Origin of the sequence: Pseudomonas sp. TH10 (assembly GCF_016651255.1) — a bacterium.
Lineage (GTDB): Bacteria > Pseudomonadota > Gammaproteobacteria > Pseudomonadales > Pseudomonadaceae > Aquipseudomonas.
Genome location: NZ_JAEKEG010000104.1, coordinates 1 through 16,235, shown reverse-complemented (window position 1 = coordinate 16,235; position 16,235 = coordinate 1). Strand labels below are relative to the sequence as shown.

At 61.0% G+C, this 16,235-nt stretch carries 16 protein-coding genes and 5 pseudogenes; 8 read left to right on the top strand and 13 right to left on the bottom strand.

Going from position 1 to position 16,235, the window contains the following annotated elements; all coding sequences use genetic code 11:
• Positions 1 to 98: 98 nt before the first annotated feature.
• Positions 99 to 710 (top strand): glutathione S-transferase, encoded by a 612-nt coding sequence (locus tag JFT80_RS16325; RefSeq protein WP_122839432.1) that lies wholly within the window; start codon positions 99 to 101, stop codon positions 708 to 710.
• Between the two features lie 157 nt (positions 711 to 867).
• Here JFT80_RS16325 and JFT80_RS16320 read toward each other — a convergent pair whose 3' ends face one another.
• Complete coding sequence (locus JFT80_RS16320; protein ID WP_045060399.1) at positions 868 to 1,800, bottom strand: hypothetical protein; 933 nt, start codon at positions 1,798 to 1,800, stop codon at positions 868 to 870.
• Positions 1,801 to 2,068: 268 nt separating this feature from the next.
• Here JFT80_RS16320 and JFT80_RS16315 point away from each other — a divergent pair, with 268 nt between their 5' ends.
• Together JFT80_RS16315 and JFT80_RS16310 are read left to right on the top strand one after the other, a co-directional pair.
• Positions 2,069 to 2,752 (top strand): response regulator transcription factor, encoded by a 684-nt coding sequence (locus JFT80_RS16315; RefSeq protein WP_201148561.1) that lies wholly within the window; start codon positions 2,069 to 2,071, stop codon positions 2,750 to 2,752.
• Positions 2,730 to 4,124 (top strand): HAMP domain-containing sensor histidine kinase, encoded by a 1,395-nt coding sequence (locus tag JFT80_RS16310; protein WP_201148560.1) that lies wholly within the window; start codon positions 2,730 to 2,732, stop codon positions 4,122 to 4,124. The genes JFT80_RS16315 and JFT80_RS16310 overlap by 23 nt, the downstream gene beginning before the upstream one ends.
• 112 nt (positions 4,125 to 4,236) lie before the next feature.
• Here JFT80_RS16310 and JFT80_RS16305 read toward each other — a convergent pair whose 3' ends face one another.
• The 3 genes and pseudogenes from JFT80_RS16305 to JFT80_RS16295 all read right to left on the bottom strand — a co-directional run bounded on the left by JFT80_RS16305 (position 4,237) and on the right by JFT80_RS16295 (position 6,441).
• Positions 4,237 to 4,647 (bottom strand): SRPBCC family protein, encoded by a 411-nt coding sequence (locus JFT80_RS16305; protein ID WP_201148559.1) that lies wholly within the window; start codon positions 4,645 to 4,647, stop codon positions 4,237 to 4,239.
• 36 nt (positions 4,648 to 4,683) lie between these two features.
• The gene (locus tag JFT80_RS16300) at positions 4,684 to 5,481 is read right to left on the bottom strand and encodes an SDR family NAD(P)-dependent oxidoreductase (RefSeq protein WP_201148558.1); all 798 of its coding nucleotides are present in this window, start codon (positions 5,479 to 5,481) and stop codon (positions 4,684 to 4,686) included.
• A 2-nt stretch (positions 5,482 to 5,483) separates the two neighbouring features.
• Positions 5,484 to 6,441: pseudogene (locus tag JFT80_RS16295) on the bottom strand (aldo/keto reductase).
• Between the two features lie 177 nt (positions 6,442 to 6,618).
• On the opposite strand from JFT80_RS16295, the gene JFT80_RS16290 reads away from it, so the two are divergent.
• Together JFT80_RS16290 and JFT80_RS24440 are read left to right on the top strand one after the other, a co-directional pair.
• Entirely contained in the window at positions 6,619 to 7,497 is an 879-nt protein-coding gene (locus JFT80_RS16290; protein ID WP_201148557.1) for a LysR substrate-binding domain-containing protein, read from the top strand.
• Positions 7,498 to 7,655, top strand: a pseudogene (locus JFT80_RS24440) (LysR family transcriptional regulator); the annotation flags it as partial.
• On the opposite strand, the gene JFT80_RS16285 reads toward JFT80_RS24440, so the two are convergent.
• A complete protein-coding gene (locus JFT80_RS16285; protein ID WP_201148556.1) occupies positions 7,585 to 8,178 on the bottom strand; it encodes a DinB family protein in 594 nt (197 codons plus the stop codon). The pseudogene JFT80_RS24440 and the gene JFT80_RS16285 sit on opposite strands and share 71 nt — an antisense overlap.
• Before the next feature lie 308 nt (positions 8,179 to 8,486).
• On the opposite strand from JFT80_RS16285, the gene JFT80_RS16280 reads away from it, so the two are divergent.
• Complete coding sequence (locus tag JFT80_RS16280; protein WP_201148555.1) at positions 8,487 to 8,804, top strand: DUF2388 domain-containing protein; 318 nt, start codon at positions 8,487 to 8,489, stop codon at positions 8,802 to 8,804.
• A gap of 269 nt (positions 8,805 to 9,073) precedes the next feature.
• Here the strand turns inward: JFT80_RS16280 and JFT80_RS16275 are convergent, their stop codons facing one another.
• From JFT80_RS16275 to JFT80_RS16255, 5 genes and pseudogenes are all read right to left on the bottom strand, one after another.
• On the bottom strand, positions 9,074 to 9,742 hold the full coding sequence (locus JFT80_RS16275; protein WP_201148554.1) for an HAD-IA family hydrolase: 669 nt from the start codon (positions 9,740 to 9,742) through the stop codon (positions 9,074 to 9,076).
• Positions 9,743 to 9,793: 51 nt separating this feature from the next.
• Entirely contained in the window at positions 9,794 to 10,204 is a 411-nt protein-coding gene (locus JFT80_RS16270) for a response regulator (protein ID WP_201148553.1), read from the bottom strand.
• A gap of 142 nt (positions 10,205 to 10,346) precedes the next feature.
• Complete coding sequence (locus JFT80_RS16265; protein WP_201148552.1) at positions 10,347 to 10,628, bottom strand: pentapeptide MXKDX repeat protein; 282 nt, start codon at positions 10,626 to 10,628, stop codon at positions 10,347 to 10,349.
• Positions 10,629 to 10,699: 71 nt separating this feature from the next.
• Entirely contained in the window at positions 10,700 to 11,485 is a 786-nt protein-coding gene (locus tag JFT80_RS16260; protein ID WP_122839421.1) for a molybdopterin-dependent oxidoreductase, read from the bottom strand.
• Positions 11,482 to 12,092, bottom strand: a pseudogene (locus tag JFT80_RS16255) (cytochrome b/b6 domain-containing protein). Before JFT80_RS16255 ends, JFT80_RS16260 begins: the two are co-directional and overlap by 4 nt.
• A 169-nt stretch (positions 12,093 to 12,261) precedes the next feature.
• On the opposite strand from JFT80_RS16255, the pseudogene JFT80_RS16250 reads away from it, so the two are divergent.
• Positions 12,262 to 13,196, top strand: a pseudogene (locus tag JFT80_RS16250) (class I SAM-dependent methyltransferase).
• Between the two features lie 128 nt (positions 13,197 to 13,324).
• On the opposite strand, the gene JFT80_RS16245 reads toward JFT80_RS16250, so the two are convergent.
• A complete protein-coding gene (locus JFT80_RS16245; RefSeq protein ID WP_201148551.1) occupies positions 13,325 to 14,098 on the bottom strand; it encodes a helix-turn-helix transcriptional regulator in 774 nt (257 codons plus the stop codon).
• 99 nt (positions 14,099 to 14,197) lie between these two features.
• Here JFT80_RS16245 and JFT80_RS16240 point away from each other — a divergent pair.
• Positions 14,198 to 15,323 (top strand): annotated as a pseudogene (locus JFT80_RS16240) (P1 family peptidase).
• A 22-nt stretch (positions 15,324 to 15,345) separates the two neighbouring features.
• Here JFT80_RS16240 and JFT80_RS16235 read toward each other — a convergent pair.
• A complete protein-coding gene (locus JFT80_RS16235; protein WP_201148550.1) occupies positions 15,346 to 16,095 on the bottom strand; it encodes a DUF2063 domain-containing protein in 750 nt (249 codons plus the stop codon).
• Positions 16,088 to 16,235 (bottom strand): DUF692 family multinuclear iron-containing protein (locus tag JFT80_RS16230; RefSeq protein WP_201148549.1); only part of this gene is annotated, 148 nt, incomplete at its 5' end. The genes JFT80_RS16235 and JFT80_RS16230, both read right to left, overlap by 8 nt.

Genomic DNA, 16,235 nt, shown 5'->3' with positions numbered 1-16,235 from the left:
ATAGAAGACAAACGGCGGCTCCCTGTACATCTATTGCACCGCGCCCAACCTGAGCTAAGGTTGAGCATCCCATAAGCCCGACCCCAAGGAGAGTATCCATGAAGCTGATCGGCATGCTCGATTCGCCCTATGTGCGGCGCGTGGCCATTAGTGCCAAGTGCCTGGGCATCCCTCTGGAACATCAATCAGTCTCGGTGTTTCGTCACTTCGAGCAGTTCCAGCAGATCAATCCAGTGGTCAAGGCGCCAACCCTGGTGCTGGACAACGGCGATGTGCTGATCGACTCGACGCTGATCATCGACTACCTGGAGGCGTTGGCCGGGTCGAACAAGACCCTGATGCCCGGCGAACTCGATCAACGCTTGCGCGCATTGCGCCTGACTGGCCTGGCGTTGGCCGCCTGTGAAAAATCCGTACAGCTGTATTACGAACGCAACCTGCGGCCCGCCGAGATTCAATATGAACCCTGGGTGGAACGGGTGGAGGGACAACTGGCAGCGGCATATTCGGCGCTTGAGCGCGAGCTGGAGTTTGCGCCTTTGAAGGCCGATGGTTCGATCGACCAGGCCGGGATCAGCGTGGCGGTAGCCTGGAGCTTCTCTCGGCTGGTGGTGCCGGAGCAGGTGGACAGTGAGCAGTTTCCACAGATCAGCGCGTTTACAGCATATGCGGAGCAGCTGGAAGCCTTCCTGGACACGCCGATCGAATGAATCCCCTTAAACAAAAAAGCCGCTTCTACCAGAGGCAGAAGCGGCAGGAGCACAAGCTCCAGGACTATCAGTGCATAAACAGGGCGATCAGGATAATGATCGGGATCGGCACACCGAGAAAGAACAACAGTAATGAGCGCATGAGGTTTCTCCTGGTTTAACGAATCGAGTTGGTAGTAGTGACGTAGGCGTCGGACTCGACATACACCACGGCATCACGGCGACGACCGCCGAAGGTGGCAGCGAGGCTGGCGAAGAAGGCACCGATCAGCAGCGCAACAAACATCCACAAGGTGGTAGTGGCAGCCACTTTGGCAGCGGTGTCAGCCGCTTCCTTGGCAGCCTGTTTGGCGTCGGCCACGGCTTTCTGGGTACGGGCATACACTTCGTCAACACGACGCTCGGCATCGGCCTGGGTCAGGTTGGTACGCTGGGCAACCAGTTGTGCAAGGTAGGTACGGTCTTCGGCGGCGAGTTGGCCGTCGTTCAGGCTGCGTACGAAGATGCGGGTGACGGTGCCACGGGCGGCGTCATCGCTGACGGCGGCTGGACGATCATCACGGAACAGGCTGTCGATGAAGTAACCATACTGGTCACTGTCGGTGTTGCCCGCTGCCGAACCTGCTGCCTGGGTAGCCATGCTGGCTGCACCCCCGACCACACTGGCACCGGCTTGCACGCCACCACTGATGATGCTGCTTACCGAACCGACCACCAGGGTCGCGGCCACCAACGTTGCAACGCACCACGAAAGGAAGCCGTGGGCGGTATCACGGAAGTAAACTTCATCGCCGTGCATGTTGGCCCATTTGACCCGCAGACGGCCCGCAATGTAGCCACCGAGGCCCGATGCGACGATTTGTGTGAAGGCCAGCCAGACGATCGTGGAAATGCCCAGCCCCTTGGCGCTTACGCCTTCGTTGGCCCATGGCGAAACCGCCGAGAAGCCAAGGCCAAAGCCCAGCAATACGAGGATCAGCGACAACGCCGCCGCCGCAGCGGCACCGGCAAAAATCGCACCCCAGGAAACGCCCGACCGCGCGTTTGATTCTTCTGCGGCAGGATAGAAACCATCCGAGGATCTATTCATTATTGTGTCGCTCCAGGCAGGAAAGATATTGTTACAAGTAGCTGCCTGAACAATTGCAGTCGGCGTGCCAAGCGCGATTTTTTAATAAAACTATATTTTTCAATAGCTTATAAAAATTGAACTTGCCAGCATCATGCAAATTGCAACAAAACGTCGATATCAGCGGGTTTTATGCATTGCATTTGCGGATGAATTTTTATTTAGAAAGAACGAGCTGTTTTCTTGGCAAAATGCTGCCATTCCGTTTGAACCGATCAAGGCCTGCCCTATGACTCGTATATTGACCATCGAAGACGACGCCGTAACCGCTCGGGAAATCGTCGCCGAACTCAGCAGCCACGGTCTGGACGTCGACTGGGTCGACAATGGCCGTGAAGGCCTGGACCGCGCCGTGAGCGGCAATTACGACTTGATTACCCTCGACCGCATGTTGCCGGAACTCGATGGCCTGGCCATCGTCACCACGCTGCGCACCATGGGCGTGGCCACGCCGATTCTGATGATCAGCGCCCTCTCCGACGTCGATGAGCGGGTTCGCGGGCTGCGCGCAGGCGGTGACGATTACCTGACCAAGCCGTTCGCTACCGATGAAATGGCGGCGCGGGTTGAAGTGTTGCTGCGCCGGCAGAACAGCGTCGCGACGCAAGCGACAACCTTGCAGGTGGCCGATCTGCAACTGGATTTGATCAGCCACGAAGCGCGCCGCGCCGAGCAGGTGCTGACGCTGTTGCCGACCGAATACAAATTGCTCGAATTTCTGATGCGCAACAGCGGCCAGATTCTCTCGCGGATGATGATTTTCGAAGAAGTCTGGGGTTATCACTTCGACCCGGGCACCAACCTCATCGACGTGCACATCGGCCGTCTGCGCAAGAAAATCGACGCGGTGGGCAACGTGCCGCTGATCCGCACGGTACGGGGCTCAGGTTATGTCATTGCCGAACCCGTCTGACGGTTGGCGCTCTTCCAGCAGCCGTTTGCTGGCGCTGTACAGTTCGTTGTTCGTGGCCTGGAGCGCGATCCTCATGGGGGTCATGTATTACGAGGTTTCCGGCTACCTCGACAATCTTGCCAAGCATTCGTTGATGCAACGTCAGCATCTGTTTTCACACTTTCGCGGTGAGCAACTGGAAGAGGCGCTCGCCGCGAGCATGACCTTCGACATTCGTGGCATCGACGCTTATGGCCTGTTTGACGATCAGCACCGCTACCTCGGCGGCGCGCTACAGCAGATCCCCGAGGGCCTGCCACTGGACGGCAAGATCCACATGCTCGCCGACTGCGCCGACTCCGATGATCCGACCCTGCCCAATGACAGCTGCGATGCCGTCGCCACGCAAACCCGCGACGGTCGTTGGCTGGTATTGCTGCGCGACAACGGTTCGTTGTTCGCGGTAACGCGGATTATTTTGCACGCGTTGTTCTGGGGCGTGTCGCTGACGATTCTGCCGGGGATTGCCGGTTGGCATTTGTTGCGCCGGCGGCCCTTGCGGCGGATCCGGGCGATTCAGGCCAGTGCGCAGTCGATTGTGGCCGGCGACCTGACTCACCGTTTACCGCTGTCCAATCGCCGTGATGAACTGGACATGCTCGCGGCCATCGTCAACGCCATGCTTGAGCGCATCGAGCGTTTGATGAATGAAGTCAAAGGCGTGTGCGACAACATCGCCCATGATTTGCGCACACCGCTGACCCGCTTGCGCGCGCAGTTGTATCGCATGCAGCAACAGGCTGGTGAAGGTTCCCAGGAGGCGGCGCAACTGGATCTGGTGCTGGCCGAAGCGGATACGCTGATGGCGCGGTTTCGCGGGCTGTTGCGGATTTCCGAGCTGGAAGATCGGCAGCGTCGCTCAGGGTTTGTCGAGCTGAATCCGGTGTCGTTGCTGGAAGAACTGCACGAGTTTTATTTGCCACTGGCTGAGGAAGGTGAGCTGCGTTTCGAGCTGAACATGCCGGAGACGTTGCCGCCGTTGAACGGTGATCGGGCATTGCTGTTTGAGGCATTGGCGAACCTGTTGAGCAACTCGATCAAATTCACCCCTCCGGGCGGTACGGTGATGTTGCGTGGCGTGAATACCGGTGGCCAGACGCGGATTGAAGTGCACGATTCAGGGCCGGGCATCCCGGAGGCTGAGCGTGAGGCGGTGTTCCAGCGTTTCTATCGCGCCGAGGGTGGGCAACCGCAGGGTGGTTTTGGTTTGGGCCTGTCGATTGTGGCCGCGATTGTCAGTTTGCATGGCTTCACCCTGGACCTCGGTGAAAGCGAACTGGGCGGCGCTCGGCTGGTGCTTGAGTGCCGGCAACCGCCCATTGCCCAGACCTGAGGTTCATGGGGCGATGGATCGCGATGAGGCTGGCACATTCAAAATGTGCGTTGCCTGACCCACCGCCATCGCGGGCAAGCCCGCTCCCACACTGGCCCCATGTCGATCGGGGTTACCCCGGATAATTGGCCCGCAAAGCTTGCACGCCACCGTGGTAAATCCCGCTGAACAACGCCACCACTTCCTCCTCGGTCACGCCCACCGGTACAAACTGCCCCGACCACGTCACGCGCGCACCCTCGCCCTGAGCCTCAACGCGGATCGTCGCCAGATAATCAGTGGCCGGAAACGGCGCCTGCAAAATCGAGTAACTGTAAGTCTTCCCGGCGTTATCAAAGGACTCAAGCCGCTCAACCACTACCGCGCCGTCCGAGGTTTGCAGGGTGCGCACGCGCCCGCCTTCGCTCAACTCACTATTGGGAATGAACGGCAGCCAGTCCGGCAGCGTGTTGAAACCGCCGATCAATTGCCAGACCTGATCGGCCGAAGCCGGGATGTCGATGGTTGCAGATGCTGTTGGCATATAGGTTCTCTCTCAATCCATCAATCAATCAAAAAATCAGATTGCCATGCTGTCGACAACACCGCCATCGACACGCAGAGCAGCGCCGGTGGTGGCCGAAGACAATGGCGAAGCGATGTAGGCCACAAGATTGGCAACCTCCTCGACATCTGCCACGCGCTGGATAATCGAAGTCGGGCGCGCCTTGCGCACAAAGGCGTCAGCTTCCTCCCGGGCGCTGCGGCCGGATTCGGCGGTGGCATCCTTGAGCATCTGCTCCAGGCCGTCGGTGAACGTCGGGCCGGGCAAGATCGCGTTGACCGTCACACCGGTGCCCGCCAGCCGCTTGGCCAGACCGTGGGACACCGCGAGGTTAGCACTCTTGGTCACGCCGTAATTGATCATGTCGGCCGGCGTCGCCACCCCGGATTCCGAGGAGAGGAAAATTACCCGGCCCCAGCCTTGCTTGACCATGTCCGGCACATAATGCCGGGACAGGCGCACGCCGGAGATCACGTTGACTTCATAAAAGCGCGTCCATTCACTGTCCGGCGCGTCGAAGAAATCCACCTCGTTGAAGATCCCCAGGTTATTCACCAGTATGTCCGCCCGCGGCTCGGCAGCGAACAGCTGCGCTGCCCCTTCTGCGGTCCCAAGGTCCGCCGTCAGGCCCCGCACCTGCGCGCCCGGCACGCGCTGGCGAATGCTCTCAAGGGCCTGCTCGACCTTGGCCGTATCCCGGCCGATCACCACCACCGTTGCACCGGATTCGGCCAGCGCCTTGCTGATGCCCAGGCCAATACCGGCCGTACTGCCACTGACAATGGCCAGTTTTTCGCTCAGATCAATTTTCATCTTCAAGCTCCCATCGTTGGCAACGGCGCCCGCTCGGACACCAGTTTCGCTTCACGCATTGCCTGCCAGAACGCCGCAGGAATAACCGCCGACAGCGCCGCCACATCCTCGGCAATCCGCCCCGGCCGACTGGAACCTGGAATGACCGCCGCCACTGCCGGGTTAGCCAGGCTGAACTGCAACGCAGCAGCCTTGACGTCGACACCATGGGCCGCGGCAATGCGCTTTGATCTGTTCGACCTTGCTGACGATCTGCGGGCTGGCCTTCTGGTACTCAAAATGTGCACCGCCCGCCAGGATCCCGGAACTGTAAGGGCCACCGACCACGATCTCGACATTCTGCGCCAGCGCTGACGCCATCAAGCGCTGCAGGGCCCGGTCGTGATCAAGCAAGGTATAGCGCCCGGCCAGCAGAAAACCATCCGGCTGCGCTTCGGCCAGGTCCAGAGTCAGCTCACAGGGCTCGACCTTGTTCACCCCCAGCCCCCAGCCCTTGATAACCCCTTCTTCACGCAGGCGTGTCAGCACCTTGAAGGCACCGGTGCGGGCCTGATTGAAGTACTCGAGCCATTGGTCCCCGTAGAAATCCTGGGCAATATCATGCACCCAGACGATATCCAGGCGATCGGTTTGCAGGCGTTCGAGGCTGTCTTCAATTGAGCGCAGCGTCGCGTCGGCGCTGTAGTCATTGACGATTTTGTTAGGCCGGCCGTGTTCGAACACTCCGCTCTTCTCGCCCAGGTCCCGTGCCGCGGCATCCTCGACCTCATCGAGAATTACCCGCCCGACTTTGCTACTCAACACATAGTCGTCGCGCTTGCACCCAGCCAGCGCCGCACCCAAGCGCATTTCCGCCAGGCCCGAGCCATAAAATGGCGCGGTGTCGAAATATCGCACGCCGGCATCCCAGGCTCCGTGCACGGTGGCTTGCGCTTCTTCCTCGGGAATCGCGCGGAACATGTTGCCCAGTGGGGCAGTACCGAAACCGAGTTGGCCGGGCAGTTTGTCTTTCAAGCTCATGATGCAAACCTCGTCGTATTCAGAGATCGGTCAATCGACCGTTGAGCAGATTCTGGATTGTGATGATCGGACCGTCCAAGACATAATGTGCAGCACTTGAGTCCCTGAGGGTCTGACATGATCGACATCCGCCAACTGCGTTACTTCGTCGCTGTCGCCGAAGAAGAGCATGTCGGCCGCGCCGCCGAGCGCCTGCACATTTCCCAGTCGCCCTTGAGCCGGCAGATCGCCCAGCTCGAAGAACGCCTGGGGCTGACCCTGTTCGAGCGCAGCCAGCAACGCATCCGCCTGACCCGCGACGGCCAGACCTTCCTTGCCGAAACCCGCGCCCTGCTGACCCATGCCAACCGCCTGGAATCCCTTGGCAAACGCCTGGGTCGCGGTGAGGAAGGCGGCCTGTGCATCGGTTACATCGAAAACGCCATGCACGCCGGGGTGCTACCCAATGCCTTGCGCGTGCTGCGGGCAGACCGACCAGGCGTGCACGTCGCGCTGTACAACCTGAGCTGCGCCGAACAACTCGAAGGCCTGCGTCAGCGTAGTCTCGATATCGCCCTGGTGAGCGAGCCGCCGACCGATGACGACCCGGACTTGCTGGGTTTTCAGGTGCTCGATGACCCGATGCTGCTGGCCCTGCCGGAGCACCATCCGCTGGCACGGCAAAGCATGCTAAGCCCGCAGGATCTGGCCGGGCAGGAATGGATCGGCGTGCAACCACGTCAGGATGCGAGTGATGAGTTTGTCAGCGCGTGCATCCGCGCCGGTTTCACCCCGGATGTACGCATGCAGGCAACCGAGCCGTTTACGGCGCTGGGGCTGGTGGCGTCGGGGCTGGGGATTGCGATGATTCAGAAAGGCTTGAGTCGAAATGCACCACCAGGGGTGGTGTTACGGGAGGTCCCGTGGATAGCGTTTACCACGCCGTTGTGGGCGGCCTGGCACCGGATCAACTTGCGGCCGTTGGTGGAGACGTTCAGGAAGGTGCTGACCGAGTAAAGTTTGATCGAAAGCAGCAGCCAGTTGCGTGCCGACGCTCCACCCTTCGACATTGTGCTGCCGCCGCTGTCGAGGGGTGAAACGGCGTCAACGATAACGATCCGGCAGAACGTTGGTGGCGCTCGCGAATAGCCCGACACATGTCGGCGCCGCCGCCGGTGCTTTCTGCGTCTTCAACTGCGGATCATGTTCGCGCAGGAATACCGGCAGATCCGTTACCGGTGGCATGGCCGGGATCTCGAAGTACATCTGCACCACCCAGCCACGGTGATAGCTGGCATGGTTGATCACGTGCATCAGCATCGCGCCGGCGCTCATGGTGCCGTTTTCGCCGGAAACGAATGCGAACTCGACCGGTTTGAGCAGCGAGGCATCGGTTTGCCTGGCGCTCCAGTCGCAGTACCAGTGATCAATGTCCTTCTGGGCCTGGCGCAGGTCCGGCAGGTCAGCGTGGAGCAGATCGTGTGACGTCTTGAAACCGTGTCCGCGGCCCTCCAGGTGGGCTTGCCAGATACAGTCCACCACGTAGATGTGGTTCAAGGTGCCAATCATATTGTTGAACACCGAGACCCGTTGCCTATCGACTTCACCGGGTGGCAGCGCGGCGAGGCTGTCGAACAGGCGCAGGTCCGCCCAGCGCTTGTAATCGGTCAGCATGCAGGCAGTAGCTGTATTGATCATTGCAGTTCTCCCATTGCGATGGGCGCACTGCCAAGTTTAGACCCGCCGAGCCCCGCCAGCCTGGGCGCTGATCACCGGTACAGGTAACGCTTTGGGGAAACAGACAGCTGCGCGCAATCTATCTGCGTTGCGGTATCCCACGGCATCCGCCTGCCAGGGCCTGCATACGTGCGCGGGGGCCTTGAAATGCCGGGTAGGTTTTGTTGTCTGAAATGATTATCTGCCGCTCAAGGAACTAGTGAGCCCCGACATGCATCTTAAGGTATGTGGTAATTCCCTTATGCTTCAAGCTGTCGGAGGACACCGTCATGCGCCGTCTTGTTCTGATCTCTTCACTGGTACTTTGCTTGCCGTTCGGTTCTGCCATGGCCAAAGTCGATGCCGGCGATGTCGCCACTTCGGCCGGGGTTTCAGCGTCGCTGTATTCCACGTTCAAGGATCACAAATTGATGATTCCAGCCAAGGATGATGCCTCAAGCTTCGTTGCCAGCGGCGGCGCCATTCGCGGGGTGTATCTGGAGTCGGTGATGCATCAGATTCGCCAGGACAATCCCGGCCTGAACGCCACCGATGAAGACCTGGCCCGGGCCATCCTGATCAACGATGGTGCTGCGTCGGGGCAGTAAGCCAGCCCGACACGTCCTGCAGCTCCCCGTAGGAGCTGCCAAAGGCTGCGATCTTTTGATTCTGTAGGAGCTGCCGAAGGCTGCGATCTTTTGATTTTTCGTAATTGCTGAAGATCAAAAGATCGCAGCCTGCGGCAGCTCCTACGGACGCAGTTGTTAACGCAGCCTGCCGCAGCTCCTACGGACGCAGTTGTTAACGCAGCCTGCCGCAGCTCCTACGGACGCAGTTGTTAACGCAGCTTGCGGCAGCCCATACCGGCGGAGTTGTCTTAGCGCTTTTGCAAGGTCAATTGCCCGCCTACATCCACCGCAACACCCACCCGCTCATAGCTTTCCAGTGTTGCGTGGGGCGTATCCATCGGGTGCGGATGCGTCGACGTGATCACCAGCAAATCAGCGCCGGACGCCTCAGCCGCCTGGATGCCCACACTGGCATCTTCAAAAATCAGGCACTCGCCAATCTCTACGCCCAACCGCTCAGCCGCCAGTTTGTAACCGGCAGGATCAGGCTTGCCCGCGCTGACATCCTCGGCGGTGATGATCACGTCCGGCGCAGGCACACCGGCCGCTGCCATCCGCCGCAAAGCCAATGCCTTGGGCGCCGATGTCACGATCGCCCACTGCCTGGGCGGTAGCGACCGCAAGAATCGCGCGGCCCCCGACACCTCGACAATGCCCTCTACATCCTCGATCTCGGCCTGGGTGACCCAGGCTGCTTCTGCCTGTGCATCAATGCCCGGCAAACCTTGACGGTTAACCGTGTCGATGGCGCGGGCGCCATGGATGGTGGGCAGGAATGATGCGACATCGATGCCGTGGCGCAGGGCCCAGGTGGTCCAGATTCGCTCGGCGGCAGCAATGGAGTTGAGAACGGTGCCATCCATGTCGAAGAGAAAGGCGCGGTAAGCGCGATTGAAAACAGCGTCGTCAGCAGGCAAAAGCAGACTTCCTATCCAGGTAACGGGCGGGGTTTCACCCAATGTACAGGATCAACGTTGCACCGGGGCTTTCTTCAGCGCCCCTTCAACGCAATCGAGCAATTGCCCGAGCGCCCAGGGTTTCTTGATGAAAGAAACGTCGTGCCGGACCCCGGAAGTCTCCGGCGTTTCGAACCCTGACATGATCATGATCGGCTTGTCCGGCCAGCGATCGCCGACCAGATTCGCCAGGTCGGCGCCGTTGAGGGTGCCGGGCATGGTGATATCGGTCAGCAACAAACTGACCTTGTCGCAGTGCTGCTCCAGATAGACCACTGCAGCGTCCGCACTGATCTGGGGTTCAACGGTAAAACCTTCGTCCTGAAGAATTTCGCAGAGAAACTCCAGGATCAACGGATCATCCTCGACCACAAGAATCAACCCGTCGGGAAGGTGATCGTTTGCCGTTGTGACTGGACTCATGACGGTGCCACTCCCTGATTGCTCAAAAATTTCGCGGGCTCAAATCCGCTGCTTACAGGTATGAGCAGCGGACTCGGCGGAAATTCATTTTTGATACAGGCAGTCGACGAAATCAGGCGTCCAGCCGTTCGCGAAGCGAAGATCACTTGGCCATGTCGTCCTTTTTCATGGCGTCTTTGGACATTGCGTCCTTTTTCATCCCGTCTTTGGACATGCTGTCCTTTTTCATCCCGTCCTTGGACATGCTGTCCTGCTTCACGGCGTCCTTGCTCATGCTGTCTTTGTTCATCGAGTCTTTTTTCATCGCGTCCCTGGACATCGAGTCCTTGCTCATGCCTTCCTGACTCATGGTATCGGCGGCGAACACGCTGGCGGCCCCTGCTGCGAGGCACAGGGACAGGGCAATGCTGGTCAGTTTTTTCATGATGAATCTCCTGGAGCTGAGGTGCGAATGTGCGCAACACGGGCTGCGCGGATGAACCTGGCGGATGTCGGTCAGCTGCCACCGAACCAGTTGTAACCCTGGTCTTCCCAGTAGCCGCCGGTGTAGGTGTTACTGACGAAAATCGCCTGGATATGCTTGGGATTTTTGTAGCCCAGCTTGGTGGGCATGCGCAGCTTCATTGGGAAGCCGTACTCCCGCGGCAGCACCGCGCCGTCGTAGGTCAGCGCCAGCAGGGTTTGCGGGTGCAGCGCGGTGGCCATGTCGATGCTGGTGTAGTAATCGTCCGCGCATTTGAAGCCCACGTATCTGGCGTGCGTATCGGCGCCGATGCGCCTGAGGAAATCGCTGAAAGGCACACCGCCCCAGCGACCGATCGCGCTCCAGCCTTCGACGCAAATGTGCCGGGTGATCTGGTCGGCCTGGGCCATGGCGCGCAGTTCCTCCAGGCGCCAGCTGCGTTTGTCGGCGACCAGGCCGGTGACTTCCAGTCGGAAACTGTCGGCATCAACGGTCGGTGCTTCGTCGATGCCGTAGAAGGCATTAAACGGAAATGGCCGGGTGATCATCGACGCCGGATAGGTAGGCGCCAGTGCATTGGGGTTGAACAACCAGCCCTGCACCCGATCGTTGAAGCGCGACATCGAAGACAACGCGGTCTCGACGCTGTCGTTGTCGGTCAGGTTGCAACCGGACAACATCGCCACCCCGCCGAGGGTCAGGCCACGCAACAGAAACGAGCGACGCGAGGGGTCTTCGATTTGCGGGGCGATGATTTTGCGAGCGTCGGCGAGAATGGACGCCTCATCCAGCCCGGGTCCTTGAATGCGCTTTTTCATAAGGGTTCCTTGTGACCAAATAGCATGGCAACCAGGGTTTTGGGGACGAGCGCGACCATCACCAGGTGCACCGCGACAAACCCCAGCAACAGCGCCATGGCAATAAAGTGCACGTGCCGCGCCGCTTCGTAGCCGCCCAGCAGCTCGCGCAACAACGGAAACTGCACGGACTTCCACAGCACCAGCCCGGAAACCACCAGCAGCGCGATGTCGAGCATCACAAACAGGTAGGCAAGGCGCTGCACCTGGTTGTACTGACGCAGGTCCGCATGCCCCAACTTGCCTCGCAGCGCGGCCAGCACGTCGTGCCGGATGCCCTTGGGCGACAGGGGGAAAACCGTCGCGACAGGCGCCCGCTGATGAGGTTGACCAGTAGATAAATGACGCCATTGATGACCAGCAACCACATCGCCGCGAAATGCCATTGCAGCGCCCCGCCGAGCCAGCCGCCCAGGGTGATCGACGGAGGAAAACTGAAATCGTAGAGCGGGGAGGCGTTGTAGATGCGCCAGCCGCTGGCGACCATCACCAGCACCGCCAAGGCATTGAGCCAGTGAGTCAGCCGTAGCCAGCGCGGATGTGTGCTGACCGAGGGTTGCTGCAACATGGTGGCTCTCCCGGCGACTGGTGTTCGATGGAGCCGAGTATGTGGGCCGTCAGATCGCCAAATCCTCACGGAAAGTTAAATTAAACGTGATAACTCCCGACGCCCGGAAAGCAGGCGCTGGCCCAAGTTGTGGTTAAATGCCGCCCCCTCAAATGACCGAACCAGGCCGATGAATCCAGAAGCGCTCGCCCTCCTCCACGCCCATCTGCTGACCGCCCTGGCAGACGCCCCCGCCGAAACCCGCCGGCTGTTCCATGGCCGTGGGCGTTGCTGGCCGGGCCTGGAGCAAGTGACCGTCGACTGGTTGCAGGGGGTGGTGCTGGTGTCGCTGTTCAAGGAACCGCAGGCGGCGCAATTGGAGGCGCTGAAGGCAGACCTGTTGCGGCTCGCCGCTTCGCCTGCCTGGGTCGCATGCGGCGCACATACGCTCGCGTTGCAGCACCGCTACCTGCCGCAAAGCACCACCGAATGGCTGGTGGGGACGCCATCGATGACATGACCATCACCGAGGGTGGCCTGCGCTATCGGGTGGACCTGGGCCGCAAGCAGAACAACGGCCTGTTCCTCGATATGCGCTACGGGCGCGACTGGGTGCGGGCCAATGCGCAGGGCAAGCGCGTACTCAATCTGTTTGCCTACACTTGCGGCTTTTCCGTGACAGCAATCGAAGGCGGCGCCGAGCATGTGGTCAACCTGGACATGTCCAGCGCGGCCCTGAGCCGTGGTCGCGACAATCACCGACTCAACGGGCACGACCTGGGCAAGGTGACGTTCCTGGGGCACGACCTGTTCAAGTCCTGGGGCAAGGTGATCGGCAAGGGGCCCTATGACCTGGTGATCATCGACCCGCCGTCCTTCCAGAAAGGCAGCTTCCTGCTGACCAAGGATTACCAGCGAGTCCTGCGTCGGCTCCCGGAGCTGCTGGGCGCCGAGGGCACGGTGCTGGCCTGCATGAACGACCCGGCATTCGGTGCAGACTTCCTCATCGAAGGCGTCACCCGGGAAGCGCCGAGCCTGCGGTTCGAGCGGCGGCTGGAAAACCCGCCGGAGTTTCCAGACGCTGATATCGAGTGTGGGCTGAAGGCGCTGGTGTTCCGGCTATAGGACCGCAGCACCCGCATCGCGAGCAGGCTCACTCCCACCATGGACCCCGCGTCGTGCACGTATTCCCCGCCCGGCGAAGATCCCTGTGGGAGCGAGCCTGCTCGCGATCAGAACGACCCGGTTTCAGCTCAACGCGGCTGCAGCACCAGCGCGAACAACTCGCCATGCCCGTTGACGTTGAGCTTTTGATAAAGATTGCGCCGGTGAACCTTCACGGTCTCCGGGGAGATGCCCATCTGCTGGGCGATCGCCTTGCTGGAAAACCCTTGCAGGATCAGGCGCGCCGTTTCAATTTCGCGCACCGTCAGGCGCGCGTCGAAGCGGTCCAGCAGAGAAGCCAGGTCACCGGCTGCGGCTTCGCCGGTGGGTGCTAGCGCGGGGAGCAATTGCACGTGACGGCGGATCGCCGCCAGCACCCAATCACGCACGCACAATAGCCGGCCCTGCTCTTCGAGCGTGAAGCGCGTCGAACGACCGAGGGACAGGCCCAGTACCGCGCCGTCCATGTTGAGCATGAACTGCAACTCGTCCCCGCCAACTACCGGCTGGAAGTAGCTGAGGTAATACTCACTCTGCTGAAACTGGTCAGCCGCCACTGATTCGAGGCTGTGCAAACCGTCGGCGATACCGGCGCAGGCCACCTGGTAAAAGGGGTCCAGCAGGTACATGCCGGCGCTGTAGTCGGCCAGTTCGTCGTGCTCGGTGGCGCTGCCTTTGGAGTCGAAGTCGATCAGCAGCCTGGGCACCCTGCCCGCCCGCATCACCGCCACCAGCGCGTTGTCCAGCGGCACCAGCAAACGCAGGGTATCGACCAGCGCACGCCAGAAACCGTCATGCCCCACCTCGGCAAATACCCGCGCCAGGCTTTGATGCACCGGCAATTCCTGCAACAACGCGTCCACGCACTACCCCTTTTGTATAACCCATGAAGGGAATGGGTGAGCAATCTGCCTGCCAGTACTCTGCACGCACTTGGCCACAACCTGACGATGAGACTACAGATGAAACCACGTGCCCGCGACTTGAACATCCAGTTTGGCCAACTGCAACCCGGCCCCCTCAATGCCATCACCGATGTGCCCGGCGTACGGGTCGGTCACAGCAATGTGCGAGGACGCACTGCCAGCGGTCGCGACATCCTCACCGGCGTTACCCTGATCGAACCGCGGCAGGGTTCCACCAACCAGCAGCCATGCTTTGCCGGGGTCCATGTACTCAATGGCAACGGCGATGCCACGGGCCTGGAGTGGATTCGCGAAGCCGGCCTGTTGACCAGCCCGATTGCGTTCACCAACACCCACAGCCTGGGCGTGGTGCGCGATGCGCTGATTGCGCTGGATCGCCAGCAGCAACCGGACGACGGCCGACTCTACTGGAACATGCCGGTGGTGCTGGAAACCTTCGACGGCCTGCTCAGCGACATCAACGGCTTCCATGTAAAGCCCGAGCACGTCGCCCAGGCCCTGGAAGCCGCGACCGGCGGCCCGGTGACCGAAGGTGCGGTGGGTGGCGGCAGCGGCATGATCTGTCATGAATTCAAGGGCGGCATCGGCACCTCCTCGCGCCGACTCAGCGCCGCGCAGGGCGGCTGGACCGTCGGCGCCATCGTCCAGGCCAACCACGGCATTCGCAATGAACTGCGGGTCGACGGTTATCCGGTGGGACGCTACATGGAACAGGCCGACTCCCCCTTCCTCAAGGCATCGCTGCCGTATCCGGGCATGGGCTCGATCGTGGTGTGCCTGGCCACCGATGCGCCGCTGCTGCCGCACCAGTGCACGCGCCTGGCCCAACGCGCCAGCCTCGGCCTGGCCCGTACCGGTGGCGGCAACGAGGACCACAGTGGCGACATCTTCATCGCCTTCGCTACCGGCAACCAGATGCCGCCAGCCGCTTATGAGGGCAAGGGTGCACCGACGTGCGATCAGTTGCGCATGGTCAACAACGATCACATCAGCGAGTTGTTTCTGGCTGCCACCGAAGCCGTCGAGGAAGCGATCATCAACGCCTTGTTGGCCTCCGACTCCGCCGAAGGCAACGGCCATGCGGTGCCGGGACTGGACGCACACGCTGCTCAAAGCCCTGGGTCAGGCCGGCTGGCCGGGCGATGCGACCCGCTCCCGGTAAGTGCTCGGCCCGGGACTCACACTCACCGGGCCACCCCTCCCACCACGCCCTCCCCGTGCAACTGCTGCAACAAGGCCAGGCCGCTTGCCACGAAAGCGGGCACGTCTTCAGCACCGGCCTCCTGTGCAAGGGCTTGCAACTGGGCCTGGCCATTAAGTGCGGGAAGCTCGTTTATGCGCTGCAACAGGCGCCAGGCCAATGGGCTCAGTTCGGAAAACTTCACGCTCCAGTCTTCGCCGCGACGCACCAGCAGCAACGTAGGCTGGGCCGGCGGCATCGACGGCTGGAAATCCGGCCCGACCTGCTGGACCGGCCAGGCATACGCCAATGGCCAGGCGAGGGGCGAAACGCGTAGCGGGCAATCCAGTAAGCTTGCGCCAGTGCTGACAGGCAGGGGGTCGGCGTCGGACTGTTGCAACGCCATCTCGACCCATTCGTAATGTGCCAGCTCGACCATGAACCCGGGCCAGTCGCCTTGGGGGACAGTCGCCACAAAGCCCACGAACTCCTCGGCGATCTCGCCGAATTTCGGCGTGCGCGCGCGATGGTCACGCAGAAAACTGCGCACCAGCAGACGCCAGCGCGCCTCACCGAGGATCCTGATCAACACAGGGAAAGTGGCGCTGAGCAATTGCGACAGATTGGCAAAGATCAGGTCGCGGTAAACCTGGGCCCTTGCCGCGTCCATGTGGCCTGGCGGCGCGCAATGGTCGGGGTCGCGCAGGTAGCGGCCAAAGGTGATCTGCTCCTGAAACAGGCCGGGCTTATCCACGATTCACTCCTGCGGCCTGCAGGCGGCGGATGATGTGCAGTTCGGCGACCAACTCGGCGAACACCGGGAAATTGAAGTCCCGTTCCAGCAGCGTCGGTTGCGCACCGAACCGCGCGTAGGCCTGCGCCAGCAACGACCAG

Excerpts from the sequence above, each read along its gene's own strand:
- JFT80_RS16325 (WP_122839432.1), top strand. The coding sequence starts at position 99 with ATGAAGCTGATCGGCATGCTCGATTCGCCCTATGTGCGGCGCGTGGCC.
- JFT80_RS16320 (WP_045060399.1), bottom strand. The coding sequence starts at position 1,800 with ATGAATAGATCCTCGGATGGTTTCTATCCTGCCGCAGAAGAATCAAAC.
- JFT80_RS16315 (WP_201148561.1), top strand. The coding sequence starts at position 2,069 with ATGACTCGTATATTGACCATCGAAGACGACGCCGTAACCGCTCGGGAA.
- JFT80_RS16310 (WP_201148560.1), top strand. The coding sequence starts at position 2,730 with ATGTCATTGCCGAACCCGTCTGACGGTTGGCGCTCTTCCAGCAGCCGT.
- JFT80_RS16305 (WP_201148559.1), bottom strand. The coding sequence starts at position 4,647 with ATGCCAACAGCATCTGCAACCATCGACATCCCGGCTTCGGCCGATCAG.
- JFT80_RS16300 (WP_201148558.1), bottom strand. The coding sequence starts at position 5,481 with ATGAAAATTGATCTGAGCGAAAAACTGGCCATTGTCAGTGGCAGTACG.
- JFT80_RS16290 (WP_201148557.1), top strand. The coding sequence starts at position 6,619 with ATGATCGACATCCGCCAACTGCGTTACTTCGTCGCTGTCGCCGAAGAA.
- JFT80_RS16285 (WP_201148556.1), bottom strand. The coding sequence starts at position 8,178 with ATGATCAATACAGCTACTGCCTGCATGCTGACCGATTACAAGCGCTGG.
- JFT80_RS16280 (WP_201148555.1), top strand. The coding sequence starts at position 8,487 with ATGCGCCGTCTTGTTCTGATCTCTTCACTGGTACTTTGCTTGCCGTTC.
- JFT80_RS16270 (WP_201148553.1), bottom strand. The coding sequence starts at position 10,204 with ATGAGTCCAGTCACAACGGCAAACGATCACCTTCCCGACGGGTTGATT.
- JFT80_RS16265 (WP_201148552.1), bottom strand. The coding sequence starts at position 10,628 with ATGAAAAAACTGACCAGCATTGCCCTGTCCCTGTGCCTCGCAGCAGGG.
- JFT80_RS16260 (WP_122839421.1), bottom strand. The coding sequence starts at position 11,485 with ATGAAAAAGCGCATTCAAGGACCCGGGCTGGATGAGGCGTCCATTCTC.